This window comes from Thioalkalivibrio sp. ALJ15 (genome assembly GCF_000383695.1).
Taxonomy (GTDB): domain Bacteria; phylum Pseudomonadota; class Gammaproteobacteria; order Ectothiorhodospirales; family Ectothiorhodospiraceae; genus Thioalkalivibrio.
In genome coordinates, this window is record NZ_KB912056.1 from 647,984 (window position 1) to 663,119 (window position 15,136).

Below are 15,136 nucleotides of genomic sequence, written 5' to 3' on the forward strand. Positions count from 1 at the left end.
ACCCTCCTTTTTTGGCGGTTTCATCCGCGCGAAAAGGCGCTAGACTCGAAGACAGGGGATGGTGTCAGCCATGCCGGCGGCACCGCCTCTGCATTCCCGCAACGGCAGAGGAGTCAGCCATGGTAAGAGTGCATCGGGTCATCACCGGCTTCATCGTCGCCCTGGCGGCGGTTGTCCTCGGCAGCTCGATCGCGTCCGCCAACGAGGCGGAATTCGATAACTACGTGGTGTACTACAACGTCATCAACACCACCTTCCTCTCCCCCGAGGTCGCCCAGGCCTACGACGTGCGCCGCAGTTCCAACCGCGCAATGGTCAACGTCACCGTGATGGAACGGACTGACGATGGGCTCAAGGCCGTCTCCGCGGATCTCAGCGGCACCGCGACCAACATGAACGATCAGATGCGCAACCTGCGCTTTCGGGAGATCCAGGATGGCGACGCCATCTATCAGCTTTCCGAGGTGACTGTTCGCCGCGGCGAGACCCTCGAGTTCGCACTCGAGGTAACGCCGGAAGGCAGCGAGCGGGCCCTGCCCATCAGCTTCAGCCGCGAGTTTTTCGCTGACTGAACCATTGGTACCCCCGCCGGGAGGCGGGGGTTACATTGTCAGCCGCAGTAGCATCCAGCCGCCGTAGAGCAGGATCGCGGCTCCCGCCAGGGCGCGAACCCAGCGTTGTTGCACAAACGCAGCCATACGCGCCGCGAAGACCCCCATCAGTAGCAGATTCGGCAGCGTGCCCAGGGCAAAGGCCGCCATCAGCAGCGCGCCCTCGGTGGCCCCGCCGGCGCTGAGCGACCAGGCCAGCACGCTGTAGACCAGCCCGCAGGGCAGCCAGCCCCAAAGCCCGCCCACCAGCAGGGCCTGGCCGGCATTGCGCACTGGCAGAAACCGCCGACCCAGAGGCTCGATACGACGCCACACCACGCCACCGGCCTGCTCCAGACGCGCGAGTACCGGCCACCAGCCGCCGATGTACAGCCCCAGCAGGACCAGGAATACCGCGGCAATCCCCTGCAGGATCACCTGCCCGGCCGGCAGCCCGCCCAGCAGGGTGGCGCCCAGCCAGCCCGCAAGGGCCCCGGCGATCACATAGCTGCCCATGCGTCCGAGGTTGTAGGCCAGGAGCAGGTCGAACCCCGGGCCCCGGCGGCCATGTCCGAGCGAGATCGCGCCCACGATGCCGCCGCACATCCCGAGGCAGTGAACGCCCCCGAGGATGCCCACTGCAAGGGCGGCAAGCAGCGTGCCCGGGTCGCCCATCAGCGCCACTCCCTGTCAGTTCGGATCGGCGGCATCGCCCAGGACCTCGTGCTTGGTGCGGATGAATGTCGAGTGCGGGACATACAACAGATCGGCCAGGTGCCGGATCACGGCTTCCTGGCGCTTGTGCAGGTTCTGGTTGGCCCAGGCGGCGCGCCACAGTGCGCGCATGATGTCGGCCTTCTGGTCGGCATCGAAGGCCGCGTTGACCTCGCGCACCAACGGGTGGACGGATACGAGTTCGTCGCTCTTTTCCCGGGCGATTTCGAGCAGGCCGTCGGCGGTGTCCGCATCCAGTTCGAACAACTCGATCAGGCTGGCGCGCACGGAGTCGAGTTCGGCCTCGTGCAGTTCGAAATCGGCGCGGCAGACCTCCATGATCAGCGCGGCGGCCGCACGCTGCAGTCGGTGTTCGTCGTCGCCGGATTCGGTATCGCTCAGATCCGTGCGCATCAGGCGCTGCCAGTGGCGGCGCAGCTCGTCGATCATCAGGGTTCCTTTCTGCGGGCGTGTGCTTTGCGTATGGTGCCCGAATGCACGCCACGGACAAGTACACGGGTGAATCGCCCCCCGATCTGCTCCTGCTGTCCGGGGGTATCGAGAGCAGTGCCCTGCTGGCGCAGCGGCATGCGCAGGGCCGCCCGCTGCGCGCCCTGTGGGTGGACTATGGCCAGCGCAATGCCGAGCGTGAGCGGGCTGCGATCCGTGCCCTGGGCGCCGACTATGGGGTCGACCCCGTCGAGATGGACCTGCGCGCGCTGCGCCAGGCGTTTGCCAAACGTTCGGAGTGGGTCGCGCATGTGCCGTTGCCACAGCGCAACTTGCTGGTGCTGGCGCTGGCGATCAATCTCGCCGAGCACCAGGGGGCGGGGCGTATCCTGCTGGCGCTCAATCGCGAGGACCAAGGGCATGGCCCGGGTTCGCGCCCGTCCTTTATCGGGCGCCTCGCGGCGCTGGCGGACGAGCTGGTACCGGGGCTGGCGATCGAGGCCCCGCTGATCGCGCAGTCCAAGGCCGATATCATCTACACCACCGATCCGCTGGGGATCGACTGGTCCCGCACCTGGAGCTGCCTTCTGGCACAATCGCTCCACTGCGGGCGCTGCCCGCAGTGCCAGGCGCGCCGCGCGGCTTTCGCCTCGGCGGGCGTGCCGGATCCCACCGACTACCGCGAACCACCCCGATGACCGAATCCGTCCTTCCCAAACATGTGATCGAACGCCTGGAGATCGCCATTCTCACAGGTGAGACCCTGCAGCTGAACTGGGCCGAGCCCGACTCCAGCCAGGCCTGGTGGGGCAAGGTGACCCCGCGCGAGGTCCGCGAGGCGGACGGATATCACTGGCTGGACGGCGAGTGCGAGGGGCGTGACGTTCAGATCCGGCTGGACCTGATCCGCAACCTGCCGACTCCGGTCAAGTAACGGGCCGTTCCCGGCCCGGAAGTCCGGGCAGCAGGTCGGCCAGCGATTCCAGCAGCAGAAACTCCCGCGAGTCCATCGGCTCCCCGCGCTCGTCCGGGTAGCGCATGCCGCGCAGCTCGGTCAGGCCCTGCCGGGCTGCGCTGGCCAGGGCCAGCAGGTTGTCGTCGACCAGCAGCGTACGTGCCGGATCGTAGGGGGTGATGCGTTGCAGCCGTTCCCAGAAGTCGGTGTCTTCCTTGGCGCACTCCAGGTCGTGGGCGGAGACGATCGTGTCCAGGTGATCCCCGATCCGCGTGATCTGGTGCTTGAAGTTGTAGACCTTCGGATGGGCGTTGGTTACCAGCACGCGTCGGCGGCCGGAGCGATGCAGGGCGCCCAGCAGGGCCTCGGCGTGCGGCTTGATTGCGACGTGGTGGGCCAGTTCGCGCTTCAGCCCGAGCACGTCGAGACCGGTGAACCGGGTCCAGTGATCCACGCAGTACCATTCGAGCTTGCCGCGCACGCGTTGCATCTCGTCTTCCAGGCGCCGGCGGGCGCATTCCGGGTCGTCCGGCTGGCAGCGGATGTACTCGGCGGGGATCAGCTCGCGCCAGAAGCGGTTGTCAAAGTGCAGATCCAGCAGTGTACCGTCCATGTCGAACAGCACGGTGTCGATGCTCGACCAGTCGACATGCACCGATGATTCCTGCGGATTCGGATTTTTTTCGGGGTTTTTGGGGTCCACAGCGAACGGAACCTCAAAGAGGGTGATTGCGATGGCTCCCATGGTACCTGAATCCCGTCTGGCCCCTGGCCCGCTCTTTCTGGCGCTGGTTTCCCTGGCGCTGCTGCCATTTTCCGCGCAGGCGATGGACCCGAGCGACCCCGATTACGACCCGTTCGAGGACGACAGCCTGTGGGGCGAGACTGTATCGCCGGACCAGACCCAGACCACCAGCCCGGAGATCAAGTTTCTGACCGAGGAGCCGGAGCAGGTCCCTCATCACCACCAGAACCAGATCACGCTGAGCTCGTCTTCGCTGGAGGACGGCTGGGTGGATCTGCGCCAGTGCCACAGCGATATTGCGCCGATCCGGCGCATGGTCATTGCCTACAACGAAGAGCGAATCGAGGACCTTCAGGTCGAATCCACTACCAACATCGACCTGGCCGAGGCACGGGGCGACCGGGTCGACCTGCGCGGTGTCCACAAGGATTCCGAGGTCTGTGTCACCGCACGCATGCGTGTGATCGAACACGAAGGTGATGGCGTCTACACGATGGAGAACGGGCCCTTCGTGCGGCGTTTCCTGGATGGCTACTTCCCCATGCGGGTCACCATGGCCGTAAACTGGGGGGATCTGGACCTGCGTCTGGAGGAGACCCACCCCGAGGCACAGGAAGGCTTCGACGTCGTCGAGTCCGACCATGGCATCATCCTCGACACCCTGTTCGAGGGCGAACTGAGAACCCAGGTACGGCTGCGCAACGCCGAATAAAACGTCTATGAGTCGAGACAAACCGGATGTCCAGGGCCGCCGGACCGTAGCCCGAAGTCGGCTGTTCGAGGTCGAGGAGCTGGATCTCGAGTTCAGCAATGGGGCGCGCACCTGTTACGAGCGCCTGATCAGCCGGGGCAACGGCGCAGTCATCGTCGCCCCGGTGCAGCCGGATCGCACCGTGCTGCTGATCCGCGAATACGCGGCCGGCACCCACCGCTACGAGCTTGGCCTGCCCAAGGGCCGCATCGAGGCGCGCGAGGACATCCTGGTGGCGGCAAACCGCGAGATCATGGAGGAGGTCGGGTATGGCGGTCACCGCCTGACCCACCTGGGCGCGCTGACGGTCGCGCCCGGCTACATGTCGCACGAGACCCATCTGATCGTGGCGGAGGATCTCTACCCCCAGCGCGAGGAGGGTGACGAGCCGGAGGCCATCGAGGTCGTACCCTGGTCGCTGGACCGGCTGGGCGAACTGGTCACCCGCGAGGATTGCACCGAGGCCCGTTCCATCGCGGCGCTCTACATGGTGCGCGATTTTCTCGACGCCTGACCCGGGTTCTGCCAAGGTACGCGCATTCCGTACCGTTCGAATCAGAAAGGATGCCCCGATGAACGAACCGCCCAAGGACGCGGCCCTGACCGCCCTGATGCAGGAAGTGGGTGGTCTGGCCGAGGATGCCGGCCATGCCATTCTCGAGGTCTACGAGACCCGCTTCGCGGTCACCGAAAAGGACGATCGCTCCCCACTGACCGAGGCCGACCTGGCCGCGCATCGTGTGATCGCCCAGGGGCTGCGCGAGATCGCGCCGGAGTGGCCCGTCCTCTCCGAGGAGGGGCAGGACGTACCATTCGAGCGCCGCAAGCAGTGGCGGACCTACTGGCTGATCGATCCTCTCGACGGGACCCGCGAGTTCGTCAAGCGTACGGGTGAATTCACGGTCAACATTGCCCTGATCCATGACCACGAGCCGCTGATGGGCGTGGTCTGGAGTCCGGTGCTTCAGCGTCTGTATGCGGGCCACGCTGGAGGCGGCGCCATCCGCCGCGATGGTTCCGAGGTCCCGCGCTCCATCGAGGTGGCACGCGACCGTATTGATACCGAGCACCCGCTCGTGGCGGGCAGCCGTTCGCACGGAGCCGAGCGGCTCAAAGCGGTGCTGGAACGCCTTGGGCCGCACGAGTTGGTGAGTCTGGGCAGCTCGATGAAGCTCTGCATGGTGGCCGAGGGAGCCGCGGATATTTATCCGCGCCTGGGGCCGACCAGCGAGTGGGATACCGCGGCGGCGCATGCGGTCGTGCGGGCCGCGGGGGGGCATGTGACGGACCTCCACGGGCAGGAGCTTCGCTACAACACCAAGGAGAGCATGCTCAATCCCGAGTTTCTGGTCTGCGCCGGCGATCCGGCGCGCTGGCTGCGCCGCCTCGGCCTCCCCGACGCCTAGCCTTCTCCCGCCCACCGGCCGGTGGGTCTTGATGTGCCCTGGTTGGCCCTCAGCGTCGTTGGGGCTGGGCCGGGTTCGTCATCTGGTGTTTACTTGCTTTCGGTCCGCTGCCTGCCATGCGCTGTTTCGGCAGCGCACCCTGCCAGTTGTTGATCAAAAACGGACTTCTTTGCTCGTGCAAAGAAGTAACCAAGAAACACGCCCGGGATTCGCCCGGGGACCTTGCTTCGGACGCGCCAGGCCGGAGGCGCTGAAACTCGCTGCGCCTTTGGCTTCGCTCAGACAGTCAGCGCCCCGTGTCTATTTTGAATCGTCCGGCCTGTCACGCCCTCCACAAGGGGCTCATATCGGGAGGGAAGGTCAAAACAGGCGGTAGCCCCGAGCTGTAGGGTGCGGTTGAGCGCAGCGAAACGCACCGGTCCGGCGTCGGGGCAACCCTGATGCGATTCGCTGCGCTCATCCGCATCCTACGAGGGGGTCTGGCGCCCGCTGGCGGGCGCGGCACGCCAAGGCCGAAGGCCGAGCGTGCCAAGATGTCCGAATGCCTAGCCTCTATCCACTGGCAGGAACGTCAGGCCAGCCGTTGTCTTGACCTTATCCCCCCGTATGAAGCCCCTTGCGGAAGGGTCCTCGGGACGGAAAAGAGGCGCTGACTGTCTGAGCGAAGCCAAAGGCGTAGCGAGTTTCAGCGCCGCCGGCCCGAGGGCCCTGGAGCAAGGTCCCCGGGCGGAATCCGGGTGCCCTTCTTTGGGTACTTTCTTGGGCAAGCAAGAAAGCCCGTTGTTGATCAAAAACGGGCGCGGCGCGCTCGCGAGTGAGCGCTCGGCAGTATGCGGACCAAAGGCACGTAAACACTGAGGCCGATCCAGGGCCAGCCACAACAAGACAGGCGGCCCGGCAACGGGAAATCAGGGTTCGGCGCGGGGGGCGGATGAGGCGTGGCCGCCGCGGCGTTCGCCGTCGACGTCGGTGACTTCGGCGTCGAGGTCGTGCAGGCGGCGGGTGGTCGCCAGCGGCGAGGTGGTGCCGCGCGCGACCAGGCTGTAGGCCGCCGGAATCACGAACAGCGTGAACAGCGTGGCAAACAGCACACCGGAGAACACGGCCACCCCGATCACGAAGCGCGTCTCCTCGCCCGGCCCGGAGGCCAGGATCAGCGGAATCGACCCGGCCACGGTGGTCAGCGCGGTCATCAGCACCGGCCGCAAACGCATGCGCGCCGCCTCGACTACGGCAGTGTCGAAGTCGCGCCCGCGGTCGCGCAACTGGTTGGCGAACTCGACAATCAGGATGCCGTTCTTGGCCGCCAGCCCGATCAGCATGACCATCCCGATCTGACTGTAGATGTTCAGGGTCTGGCCAGTCAGGTGTAACCCCAGTAATGCCCCGACCACCGCGAGTGGCACGGTCAGCATGATCACGAACGGGTGCACAAAGCTCTCGAACTGGGCAGCCAGCACCAGGAACACGACCAGCAGTGCCAGCGCAAAGACGAACAGGATCGCCTCGGAGCCCGTGCGCAGGTCCAGCGACTCTCCCTTGTAGTCGATCCCGGCCTCGGCCGGGAGCAGCTCGGCCGCCTTGGCATCGAGGGCATCCAGCGCCTGGCCGAGCGTCATCCCGTCCTGCAGGCCGGCGGTCAGGGTAACAGCGCGGGCTCGGTTATAGCGTTCCAGAGACGAGGGACCGGCAAATTCCTCGTAGGTGACCAGGCTCGACAGCGGCACCATGGAGCCGGCCGCCGAACGCACGTAGAGGTTGTCGATATCCCCGGGGGTGCGGCGCTGGTCGGTCAGGCCCTCGATAATCACGTCATACTCCTCGCCGCGATCGACAAAGGTCGTCACATCGCGCCCCCCGAGTACGATGTCCAGCGTGCGCCCGACATCGCGCATGGACACACCAAGGTCGCCGGCACGGTCGCGGTCCAGGCGCACATTGATCTGCGGCTGGGTGGGCTCGTAGTCGAGATCCACGCGGGTGAGGCCGTCGATGCCCTCGGCCGCCTCGCGCATAATCTCGCCCCACTCCTCGAGGGTGTCGTAGTCCGGGCCGGAGATCACAAACTGCACGGGTGGACCGATGCGTCCGCGCGAGAGACCCTGGCGCATGACCACGCGCGCCTCGACCCCGGGCATCTCGTCTACAATGCCCCGCACCTCGTCGATCACCTCCTGTCCCGACATGTCGCGGTCGTCCCAGTGCTCGAGGATGGCGATCACAAAGCCGTTGTTCATCAGCTCCGAGCCACCAAAACCGCGCGGCGTACGCACCAGGGCCCGGCGAATGGGACCGTCCTCGATCAGGGGCTGGATGCGCGTCTCGATCTCGGCCATCTGACGGCTCATGTAGTCGAAATTGGCCCCCTCCGGGCCGTCGACCATCACGAAGAAGGCACCGCGATCCTCCTGCGGTGCAAACTCCTCGGGCAGGGTGTCGAACAGATACCAGGCGGCCGCGAGCACGAGCGCCAGGATCGGCACGATCAGCCAGGCTCCCTTAAGGCCGGTCTGCAGCGCACGCCCGTAACCGCGTTCCAGGTAGGAAAAGCCGCGACTGATAAAGCGCGCCGCGCCGGTGTCATCGTCGCCCTTGTGCATCAGCCGCCCGGACAGCACGGGCGCGAGGGTGAGCGCGACCAGGCTGGAGAAGAACACGGCGATCGCCATCGCGATCGCAAACTCGGTGAACAGACGCCCGACCGTGCCCTCGAGGAAGGCCAGCGGCACAAACACCGCAATCAGCACCGAGGTGGTCGCGACGATCGCGAAGCCCACCTGCCCGGCGCCACGATAGGCCGCCAGCAGACCGGGCTCGCCACGCTCGATGCGCCGGTGGATGTTCTCCAGCATCACGATGGAGTCATCCACCACCAACCCCACGGCGAGCACCAGCGCCAGCAGGGTCAACAGGTTGACCGAGAACCCGAACAGGTTGATGCCGATAAAGGCCGCCGTGATCGCCACGGGCACCGTCACCGCCGGGATGATGGTCGCCCGCCAGCTCCCCAGGAACAGCCAGATCACGAATACGACCGCCGCCGTCGCCACGGCCAGCGTGATGTAGACCTCGCGGATCGCCCCCTCGATGAACACCGACTCGTCGTAGGTGGTCACCAGCGAGGTACCCTCCGGCAGGCTGTCCTGCAGATCGGCGGCCAGGGCCTTCACCCCGTTGGCGACATCCAGCACGTTTGCATTCGACTGACGGATGATGCCCAGGCCGATCATGTCCTCGCGGTTGCCGCGGAACTCGCTGCGTTCGGTGTCGGCGCCGATGTTCACCTCGGCGACGTCGCTCAGCCGCACCAGCTGCCCTTCCTCGCCACGCTTGAGCACGAGGTTGGAGAAGTCTTCCGGGGTGCGGTACTGGCGATCGACCCGCACCGTGAACTCGCGCTCGACCGACTCCAGACGCCCGGCCGGGAGCTCGACGTTCTCCTGTTCCAGGGCATCGGCGATGTCCGTTACGGTCAGCTCGCGCGCAGCCAGGGCCTCGCGGTCCACCCAGATCCGCATCGCATAGCTGCGCGCACCGCCGCGGCGCACCAGCGCGACACCATCCACCACCGAGATGCGGTCGATCAGGTGACGCTCCGCGTAGTCCGCCAGCTCCAGCTGATCCATCGTGGTACTGGACAGGTTCAGCCAGAGGATCGGGTTGGCGTCGGCATCCGCCTTGGTGACCTCCGGCGGGTCAATATCCTCGGGCAGGTCGCGCATCGCGCGGCTGACGGCCTCGCGCACGTCGTTGGCCGCCGCGTCCAGGTCGCGATTCAGGTTGAATTCGATGGTAATGCGGGACTGGCCGTCCTCGCTGGTGGACTCCACATAGCGGATGCCCTCGATCCCCGCGACCCGGTCTTCCAGCCGCTGGGTCACCTCGCGCTCGATGATGTCGCCGCTGGCGCCTGGGTAGACGGTGTCGATCGTGACCACGGGCGGGTCCACGTCGGGGTATTCACGTAGCGGCAGGTTGTCGTAGGCGATCAGGCCGAAGGTAATCAGCAGCAGGTTGAAGACAATCGCCAGGACCGGACGGCGATTGGCGACATCCGAGATAATCATTGCGCGTCACCGGCCTCGCCGGTTTCCAGGAACTCGGGCACGCGCGGCGGCAGCACGCGCACGGACTGCCCGTCCCGCACTCGGGACACGCCCTCGGAGACGACCACATCCCCGGTTTCCAGCCCGGACAGGATCTCGGCAAAGCCCGGCATGCGACGCCCAATGCGGATCCGTACGCGCTCTACCGTGCCGTCATCCAGATGGCGGAAGGTGAAGTGCTGATCGGCCACCTGTTGAACCGCGCCCTCGGGGATGGCGACCCGTTCGACCGGATCCAGCGCCAGGCGAATATTGACCAGCATCCCCGGGCGCAGGATGAAGTCGGGGTTGTCCACCGTCGCGCGCACCGTCAGCGTCCGGGTCGACACATCGAGGCGGTTGCTCACCGCCGAGACCTGTCCCTCGAACACCCCGATCGCGCTGCGACCATAGACCGTGCTACCCAGCGGGATCGCGGCCGCGTGCCGCTCGGGGACCGCGAAATCGACCCTCACCCGCTCGATATCATCCAGCTCCGCGATCGGGGTACCGGGGCTCACCAGCGAACCGGGACTCACCTGGCGCAGGCCCAGCCGGCCGGAAAATGGGGCGCGGATCGTGCGGTTGGCCACGCGCGCCTCGGCGGCCGCCAGCCGGGCCTCGGCCTCGCTCAGGCGCGAGCGCTGCTGGTCCACCTGCTGCTGTGTCACCACGCCATCGGCCACGCGATCGCGCACACGTTCCAGTTCGCGCTCGGCCTCTTCGACCTGAACACGCGCCTCGCGCAGGGCCGCCTCGGCCTCGTCTGCATCCAGGCGGACCAGGATCTGCCCTGCCTCGACCTCGTCACCGTCGTCGAACAGGACCTCGACCACGCGCTCGGTCACGTTCGCGGTGACCAGCACCGATTCGTTGGCGCGAACGGTACCCAGGGACTCGACAATGGTTTCGAAGGTGCGCGGCTGCACGGTTGAGATCCGCACCGGCGTGCGGCGATCCGCCTCCTCGGGGGCCTCGTCGGCGGCCTGCGCGTCGCCACTGTTCGACTGGAATTCGCCCTCGAGCCCGTACCAGGCAGCCACGCCCAGCGCGAGCACAGCTACCAACCCCAGCAACCAGCCAATCGCCTTCACCCAGCCAACCCCTCGCTAAAAAGCGGGCCCGAGCAAGCCCGGGCCCGCGTAATCCTCGCCAATAGTGTAACGACCGTCACATTTCCGCGGCGTTCCGGAGTTCGGCCGGGAGATCCCCCAGCGGCCGACCGTGCGGCGCACTGTAATCGATCACCGGGCCCTTCGGCACGATGCGGCTGGGGTTCAGCATCGGGTGGCTGCCGTAGTAGTGCGCCTTGATGTGATCCATGCGCACGGTCTCGGCCACGCCGGGGCGCTGGTAGAGCATGCGCAGGTAGGCCGACAGCGCCGGGAAGTCGATGATGCGCTGGCGGTTGCACTTGAAGTGGCTGTAGTAAACCGGATCAAAGCGCACCAGGGTGGTGAACAGTCGCCAGTCGGCCTCGGTGATCCGGTCGCCCACCAGGAACGGCTGGCGTGCCAGACGCTCTTCCAGCCAGTCCAGGGTCTCGAACAGGCGGTCCCAGGCGGCATCGTAGGCCTTCTGGGAGGTTGCGAAACCCGAGCGGTAGACGCCGTTGTTCACATTTTCATAGACGCGATCGTTGACCGCGTGGATCTCCTCGCGCAGGTCCTCCGGGTAGAAATCCAGCGTATTGCCGGTGATGCCGTCGAAGGCGCTGTTGAACATGCGCACCAGGTCTTCCGACTCGTTGTTCACGATCCGGTCGGTCTGGGTGTCGAACAGCACCGGCACGGTCACGATGCCCGTGTACTTCGGATCGGTGCGGGTGTAGAGCTCGTGCATGTAGCGGGAGCCGTGCACGCGGTCGCCGGTGCAGCCGTCGCAGTCATCGAAGGACCAGCCGGCGTCGCCCATGTAGTGATGCACCACCGACAGCCCGATGTGCGACTCCAGACCCTTGAGCTTGCGCAGGATCAGCGCGCGATGCGCCCAGGGGCAGGCATAGGAGACGTACAGGTGGTAGCGCCCGGACTCGGCCGGGTAGCCGCCCTCGCCCAGCGGGCCCGCGGAGCCGTCGGCGGTCACGTAGTTGCGGTATTGCTGGTCCTGGCGCACGAACTCTCCGTTCTCGTCGGACTCCTCTTCCAGCCAGCCCTCACGCAGTTCGCCGTTGATCAGAAGACTCATGGGGTTCCCTCTGTAGCGGTCCAGTCGCCACGGTTACGGATGATGGCTTCGATTATCATGTCGATAAATTCGAAGATAAATCGCGTTGTTTCCGCTTGAAGATTCGAAAATATCGAATCAACAACCAAACACTGAGGTTCAGGAGGCGCGCAGCGTGCCGTCGAAGTAGCGGGCAAGGAAGGTATCGAAGTCCAGGGTATCGGCCGCCTCGATCGCGGCCTGCTCCGCCAGGCTCTGGCGCGCCAGGGCCTCCAGCGTCTCGGCGCGCGGCAGCGGACCGTTGAAGCGAAACGCCTCGCGGTGCTGCGCGGACAGACGGCTGGCGTAGCGGTAGAAGCCCTCCTCGCGCGCCATCATGTCCTCCAGCATGCGCGCCGAGGGAGTCAGATCGGCCTGCTCGACCTTGCCCCACTGCTCGCTTAGCGCACGGCGGTACGGGTCGCCCGGCAGTTCCTGGTCAAGGATTGCGGCGACCGGCCGCATCAGGGCCAGCAGTTCGCGCGCCCAGTCCTGCAGCGCGACCTCGCCGCCGGGGCGACGCAGTGCAAGCCCCGGGCGGCGGCCATAGTGCGCCACATCGAGCAGGTTGGCATCGATCGCGTCCAGCTCACCCGCCTCCAGCTGTGGGCTCGGCTGCAGCAGGCAGGCCAGGGCGAACACCTCCAGAAAGCGCAGCTGGGTCTCGTCCACCCCCAGCGGGTGCTGGGCGTTGATGTCCACCGAGCGCAGTTCGACGTACTCGATCCCGCGCGCCTCCAGCGCATCGGTGGGTTTCTCGAAGCGCTCCAGCGGCTGCTTCGGGCGCACCGTGGAGTAGTACTCGTTCTCGATCTGCAGGATGTTGGCGTTCAGCTGGCGATACTCGCCATCGACCTTCACGCCGATGCGCTCCCACTCGGGACTGGGCGTGTTGATCGCGCAGCGCAGCGAGTCGACGTAACCGCCAAGGGAGTTGTAGTCCGCCTTGATGCCGGTGTCCGCCTCCTTGCGGTTGGTGTACCCGATGTCGCCCATGCGCAGGCTGGTCGCATGCGGGAGGTAGGAGGTGTCGTCGTCGAAGTCCTCGAGCACCGCGCCGTGGCCCTCAAGGAAGGAATTGCACACCGCCGGCGAGGCCCCGAACAGATACGGCACCAGCCAGCCGAAGCGCAGCAGGTTACGGATCATGCCCATCATGCGCTCGTCGCGGAACGCGCGGTCGTCCTGTTCGCCCAGCACCTCCGCGAGCGCCGGCCAGAACTCGGGGCGCGGGGAATAGTTGAAGTGCACCCCGGCGATCACCTGCATTTTGCGCCCGTAGCGGTGCCCCAGCCCGATACGGTAAACGGTCTTCATGCGTCCGGCGTTGGACGTGCCGTACTGCGCGACCGGGATCGCGTTGTCGTCGGCGGTCACGCAGGGCATGGAAGTGGACCACAGGGTCTCGTCGCCGACATTGGCGGCGGCGAAGGCCTGCAGGTCGTGCAGGAAACCCAGCGTCTCGCGCACATCGTCGAACGGCGGGGTGACCAGCTCCAGCAGGGCCTCGGAGTAGTCGGTCGTGATATTCGGGTGGGTCAGCGCCGAACCCAGTGCCGCCGGGTGTGGGGTCAGGGCCGGCGAGCCCTGCGGGCCGACGCGCAGGGTCTCCTTCTCCAGGCCAATGCGCCCGTGCAGGCCAGTGCCCGCCAGGCGCTCCGCCAGCTGCGCGACCAGTCCCTGCAGATTGCGTTCGTCGGTTCCCACTGGGCTGCGTTTCCTGCCTGTCTGCAAACCCGGCGAACATACCGGAATGCGCCCCCGGGGTCACATGCAACCGGCACGGGGTTGCGGGAAGCCCAGCGCCCGCGCAACCTTGCCGGCAACCGTTTGCGCTGACCGGAAGCCACCGAGATGTCCAGTAACGATTTACCCGATGACCTGATGGAACGCTTGAGCGCCCGTGCCCGCCGCGAAGGCCAGGACCCGCAGGCCCTGATAGAGCGCTGGCTGGAGACGCCGGCGACCGCCGCCAGCCTGCATGTCTCGGCCCCGGTGAACGCCCTGGTCGAGGGGCTTTATCGCGAGGACACGACGATCGCCGACATCCTCGATCGCGGCGATTTCGGGCTGGGGACCTTCAACGACCTCGACGGCGAGATGGTGGTCCTGGATGGCGAGGTCTTCCAGCTGCGCTCGGACGGCCGCGCCTACGCGGTCAGCCCGGAGACACGCACGCCCTTCGCCTGCGTCACGCGCTTTCGCCCGTGGAGCGAGGAAACCATCGACACCCCGATGGACTACGACGGGCTGCTCGCCCTGTTCAACCGCCTGATCCCGTCGCACAACATGGTCTACGCGATCCGGCTGGATGGCGTGTTCGATTACGTGCGCACCCGCTCGGTCCCGCGCCAGGACGCCTACCGGCCGCTGGTGGAGGTTGCCCGCGAGCAGCCAGAGTACGAATTCGAGGGCATTGAGGGTTCGATGGCCGGCTTCTGGACCCCCGAGTTCATGCAGTCAGTTGCGGTGCCCGGCTACCACCTGCATTTCGTGGACGCCGACCGCCGCTGCGGCGGTCACCTGCTGGAGGCCCGTCCGCGATCCATCCGCATCGCACTGCAACACCTCCCGCGCGTGGACCTGGGCCTGCCCATGACACTGGACTATCTGACCGCGGACCTGTCGCGGGACACATCCGAGGATCTGAACGAGGCCGAACACTGACCTGACCGTTCATACGCGCCTTTGCCTGCGCCCGCGCTGCATATTAGTCTTTTCTTATTTTTGGTAATCGGAGCGCCCGTGGACCAGGAAAGACAACGCCGCAGCTGGGACGAGATCGTGGTGGATGCCCTGCGCACGCCCGCCGCCTGGCTGTTTCTGCTCGGGCTGGCAGCGGGCGCCGGGATAGTGCACTGGGGCGTCGAGCCGGGACCGCCCGAGGGGGTCCTGATGGTCACCCTGCACAATGACAGCGAGGTCCCCATCCGCGCGGTTCACTTCGACTTCGGGCACGACCTGTCCGAGTCATCGCTGCGCGAGGGCGAGATCGGCCCCGGAGAACGCCGCCGTGTGGCCCTGAACCACCCGCCCGGGGCCGGTTTCAACGTGGAGATCCGCTACGCCGACGGCCATGAACAGGAGTTCTGCGCCAACCGCGGCGTGGAGGGCCGGGAGCAGGAAGTCCGGGTCTATCGCTGACCCCCCCGTCACGGGAATCCCGTGACAAGTGGATCGACGGCTCGCCATGGCCTATAAGCCAGGTTACGGGGTGCAGACGATGCCACAACGA

Annotated in this window: 15 protein-coding genes; 8 read left to right on the top strand and 7 right to left on the bottom strand. The window is 66.3% G+C overall.

Features of this window, described 5'->3' with window-relative positions; genetic code table 11:
* Positions 1 to 119: 119 nt before the first annotated feature.
* Positions 120 to 572, top strand: coding sequence for a DUF4426 domain-containing protein (locus tag G015_RS0103070; RefSeq protein WP_018139438.1), 453 nt, complete (start codon positions 120 to 122; stop codon positions 570 to 572).
* 30 nt (positions 573 to 602) lie between these two features.
* Here G015_RS0103070 and G015_RS0103075 read toward each other — a convergent pair whose 3' ends face one another.
* Positions 603 to 1,265, bottom strand: a complete 663-nt coding sequence (locus G015_RS0103075) for a sulfite exporter TauE/SafE family protein (RefSeq protein ID WP_012983786.1) — start codon at positions 1,263 to 1,265, stop codon at positions 603 to 605.
* A 15-nt stretch (positions 1,266 to 1,280) separates the two neighbouring features.
* A complete protein-coding gene (locus G015_RS0103080) occupies positions 1,281 to 1,754 on the bottom strand; it encodes a TerB family tellurite resistance protein (protein ID WP_012983785.1) in 474 nt (157 codons plus the stop codon).
* A 44-nt stretch (positions 1,755 to 1,798) separates the two neighbouring features.
* On the opposite strand from G015_RS0103080, the gene G015_RS0103085 reads away from it, so the two are divergent.
* Both G015_RS0103085 and G015_RS0103090 read left to right on the top strand, forming a co-directional pair.
* Positions 1,799 to 2,452 (top strand): 7-cyano-7-deazaguanine synthase, encoded by a 654-nt coding sequence (locus G015_RS0103085; protein ID WP_012983784.1) that lies wholly within the window; start codon positions 1,799 to 1,801, stop codon positions 2,450 to 2,452.
* Positions 2,449 to 2,688: a hypothetical protein gene (locus G015_RS0103090; protein ID WP_012983783.1), complete on the top strand. Its 240-nt coding sequence runs from the start codon at positions 2,449 to 2,451 to the stop codon at positions 2,686 to 2,688. Before G015_RS0103085 ends, G015_RS0103090 begins: the two co-directional genes overlap by 4 nt.
* Here the strand turns inward: G015_RS0103090 and G015_RS0103095 are convergent.
* Positions 2,681 to 3,454: an HAD family hydrolase gene (locus G015_RS0103095; RefSeq protein ID WP_018139434.1), complete on the bottom strand. Its 774-nt coding sequence runs from the start codon at positions 3,452 to 3,454 to the stop codon at positions 2,681 to 2,683. The genes G015_RS0103090 and G015_RS0103095 overlap by 8 nt on opposite strands.
* Between G015_RS0103095 and G015_RS0103100 the strand changes: the two genes are divergently transcribed.
* From G015_RS0103100 to cysQ, 3 genes are read left to right on the top strand one after another with little or no spacing between them, the layout of a single operon-like run.
* Complete coding sequence (locus tag G015_RS0103100) at positions 3,453 to 4,166, top strand: hypothetical protein (protein ID WP_020146138.1); 714 nt, start codon at positions 3,453 to 3,455, stop codon at positions 4,164 to 4,166. The two genes, G015_RS0103095 and G015_RS0103100, sit on opposite strands and share 2 nt — an antisense overlap.
* Positions 4,167 to 4,173: 7 nt before the next feature.
* Positions 4,174 to 4,719: an ADP compounds hydrolase NudE gene (gene nudE, locus G015_RS0103105; protein WP_012983780.1), complete on the top strand. Its 546-nt coding sequence runs from the start codon at positions 4,174 to 4,176 to the stop codon at positions 4,717 to 4,719.
* A gap of 58 nt (positions 4,720 to 4,777) precedes the next feature.
* Positions 4,778 to 5,611 (top strand): 3'(2'),5'-bisphosphate nucleotidase CysQ, encoded by an 834-nt coding sequence (cysQ, locus tag G015_RS0103110; protein ID WP_012983779.1) that lies wholly within the window; start codon positions 4,778 to 4,780, stop codon positions 5,609 to 5,611.
* Positions 5,612 to 6,519: 908 nt separating this feature from the next.
* On the opposite strand, the gene G015_RS0103115 is transcribed toward cysQ, so the two are convergent.
* The 4 genes from G015_RS0103115 to gshA all read right to left on the bottom strand — a co-directional run bounded on the left by G015_RS0103115 (position 6,520) and on the right by gshA (position 13,608).
* Positions 6,520 to 9,678: an efflux RND transporter permease subunit gene (locus tag G015_RS0103115; protein WP_020146139.1), complete on the bottom strand. Its 3,159-nt coding sequence runs from the start codon at positions 9,676 to 9,678 to the stop codon at positions 6,520 to 6,522.
* Positions 9,675 to 10,790, bottom strand: coding sequence for an efflux RND transporter periplasmic adaptor subunit (locus tag G015_RS0103120; RefSeq protein ID WP_020146140.1), 1,116 nt, complete (start codon positions 10,788 to 10,790; stop codon positions 9,675 to 9,677). The genes G015_RS0103115 and G015_RS0103120 overlap by 4 nt, the downstream gene beginning before the upstream one ends.
* A 76-nt stretch (positions 10,791 to 10,866) precedes the next feature.
* Complete coding sequence (locus tag G015_RS0103125; RefSeq protein ID WP_018993218.1) at positions 10,867 to 11,883, bottom strand: glutathione S-transferase family protein; 1,017 nt, start codon at positions 11,881 to 11,883, stop codon at positions 10,867 to 10,869.
* A 138-nt stretch (positions 11,884 to 12,021) separates the two neighbouring features.
* Positions 12,022 to 13,608: a glutamate--cysteine ligase gene (gene gshA / locus G015_RS0103130; protein ID WP_020146141.1), complete on the bottom strand. Its 1,587-nt coding sequence runs from the start codon at positions 13,606 to 13,608 to the stop codon at positions 12,022 to 12,024.
* 147 nt (positions 13,609 to 13,755) lie between these two features.
* Between gshA and budA the strand changes: the two genes are divergently transcribed.
* Together budA and G015_RS0103140 are read left to right on the top strand one after the other, a co-directional pair.
* On the top strand, positions 13,756 to 14,568 hold the full coding sequence (gene budA, locus G015_RS0103135; RefSeq protein WP_018138895.1) for an acetolactate decarboxylase: 813 nt from the start codon (positions 13,756 to 13,758) through the stop codon (positions 14,566 to 14,568).
* 78 nt (positions 14,569 to 14,646) lie between these two features.
* Positions 14,647 to 15,045 carry a hypothetical protein gene (locus G015_RS0103140; protein ID WP_018138894.1) on the top strand — a complete coding sequence of 133 codons (399 nt, stop codon included), beginning with the start codon at positions 14,647 to 14,649 and terminating at the stop codon, positions 15,043 to 15,045.
* Positions 15,046 to 15,136 lie beyond the last annotated feature (91 nt).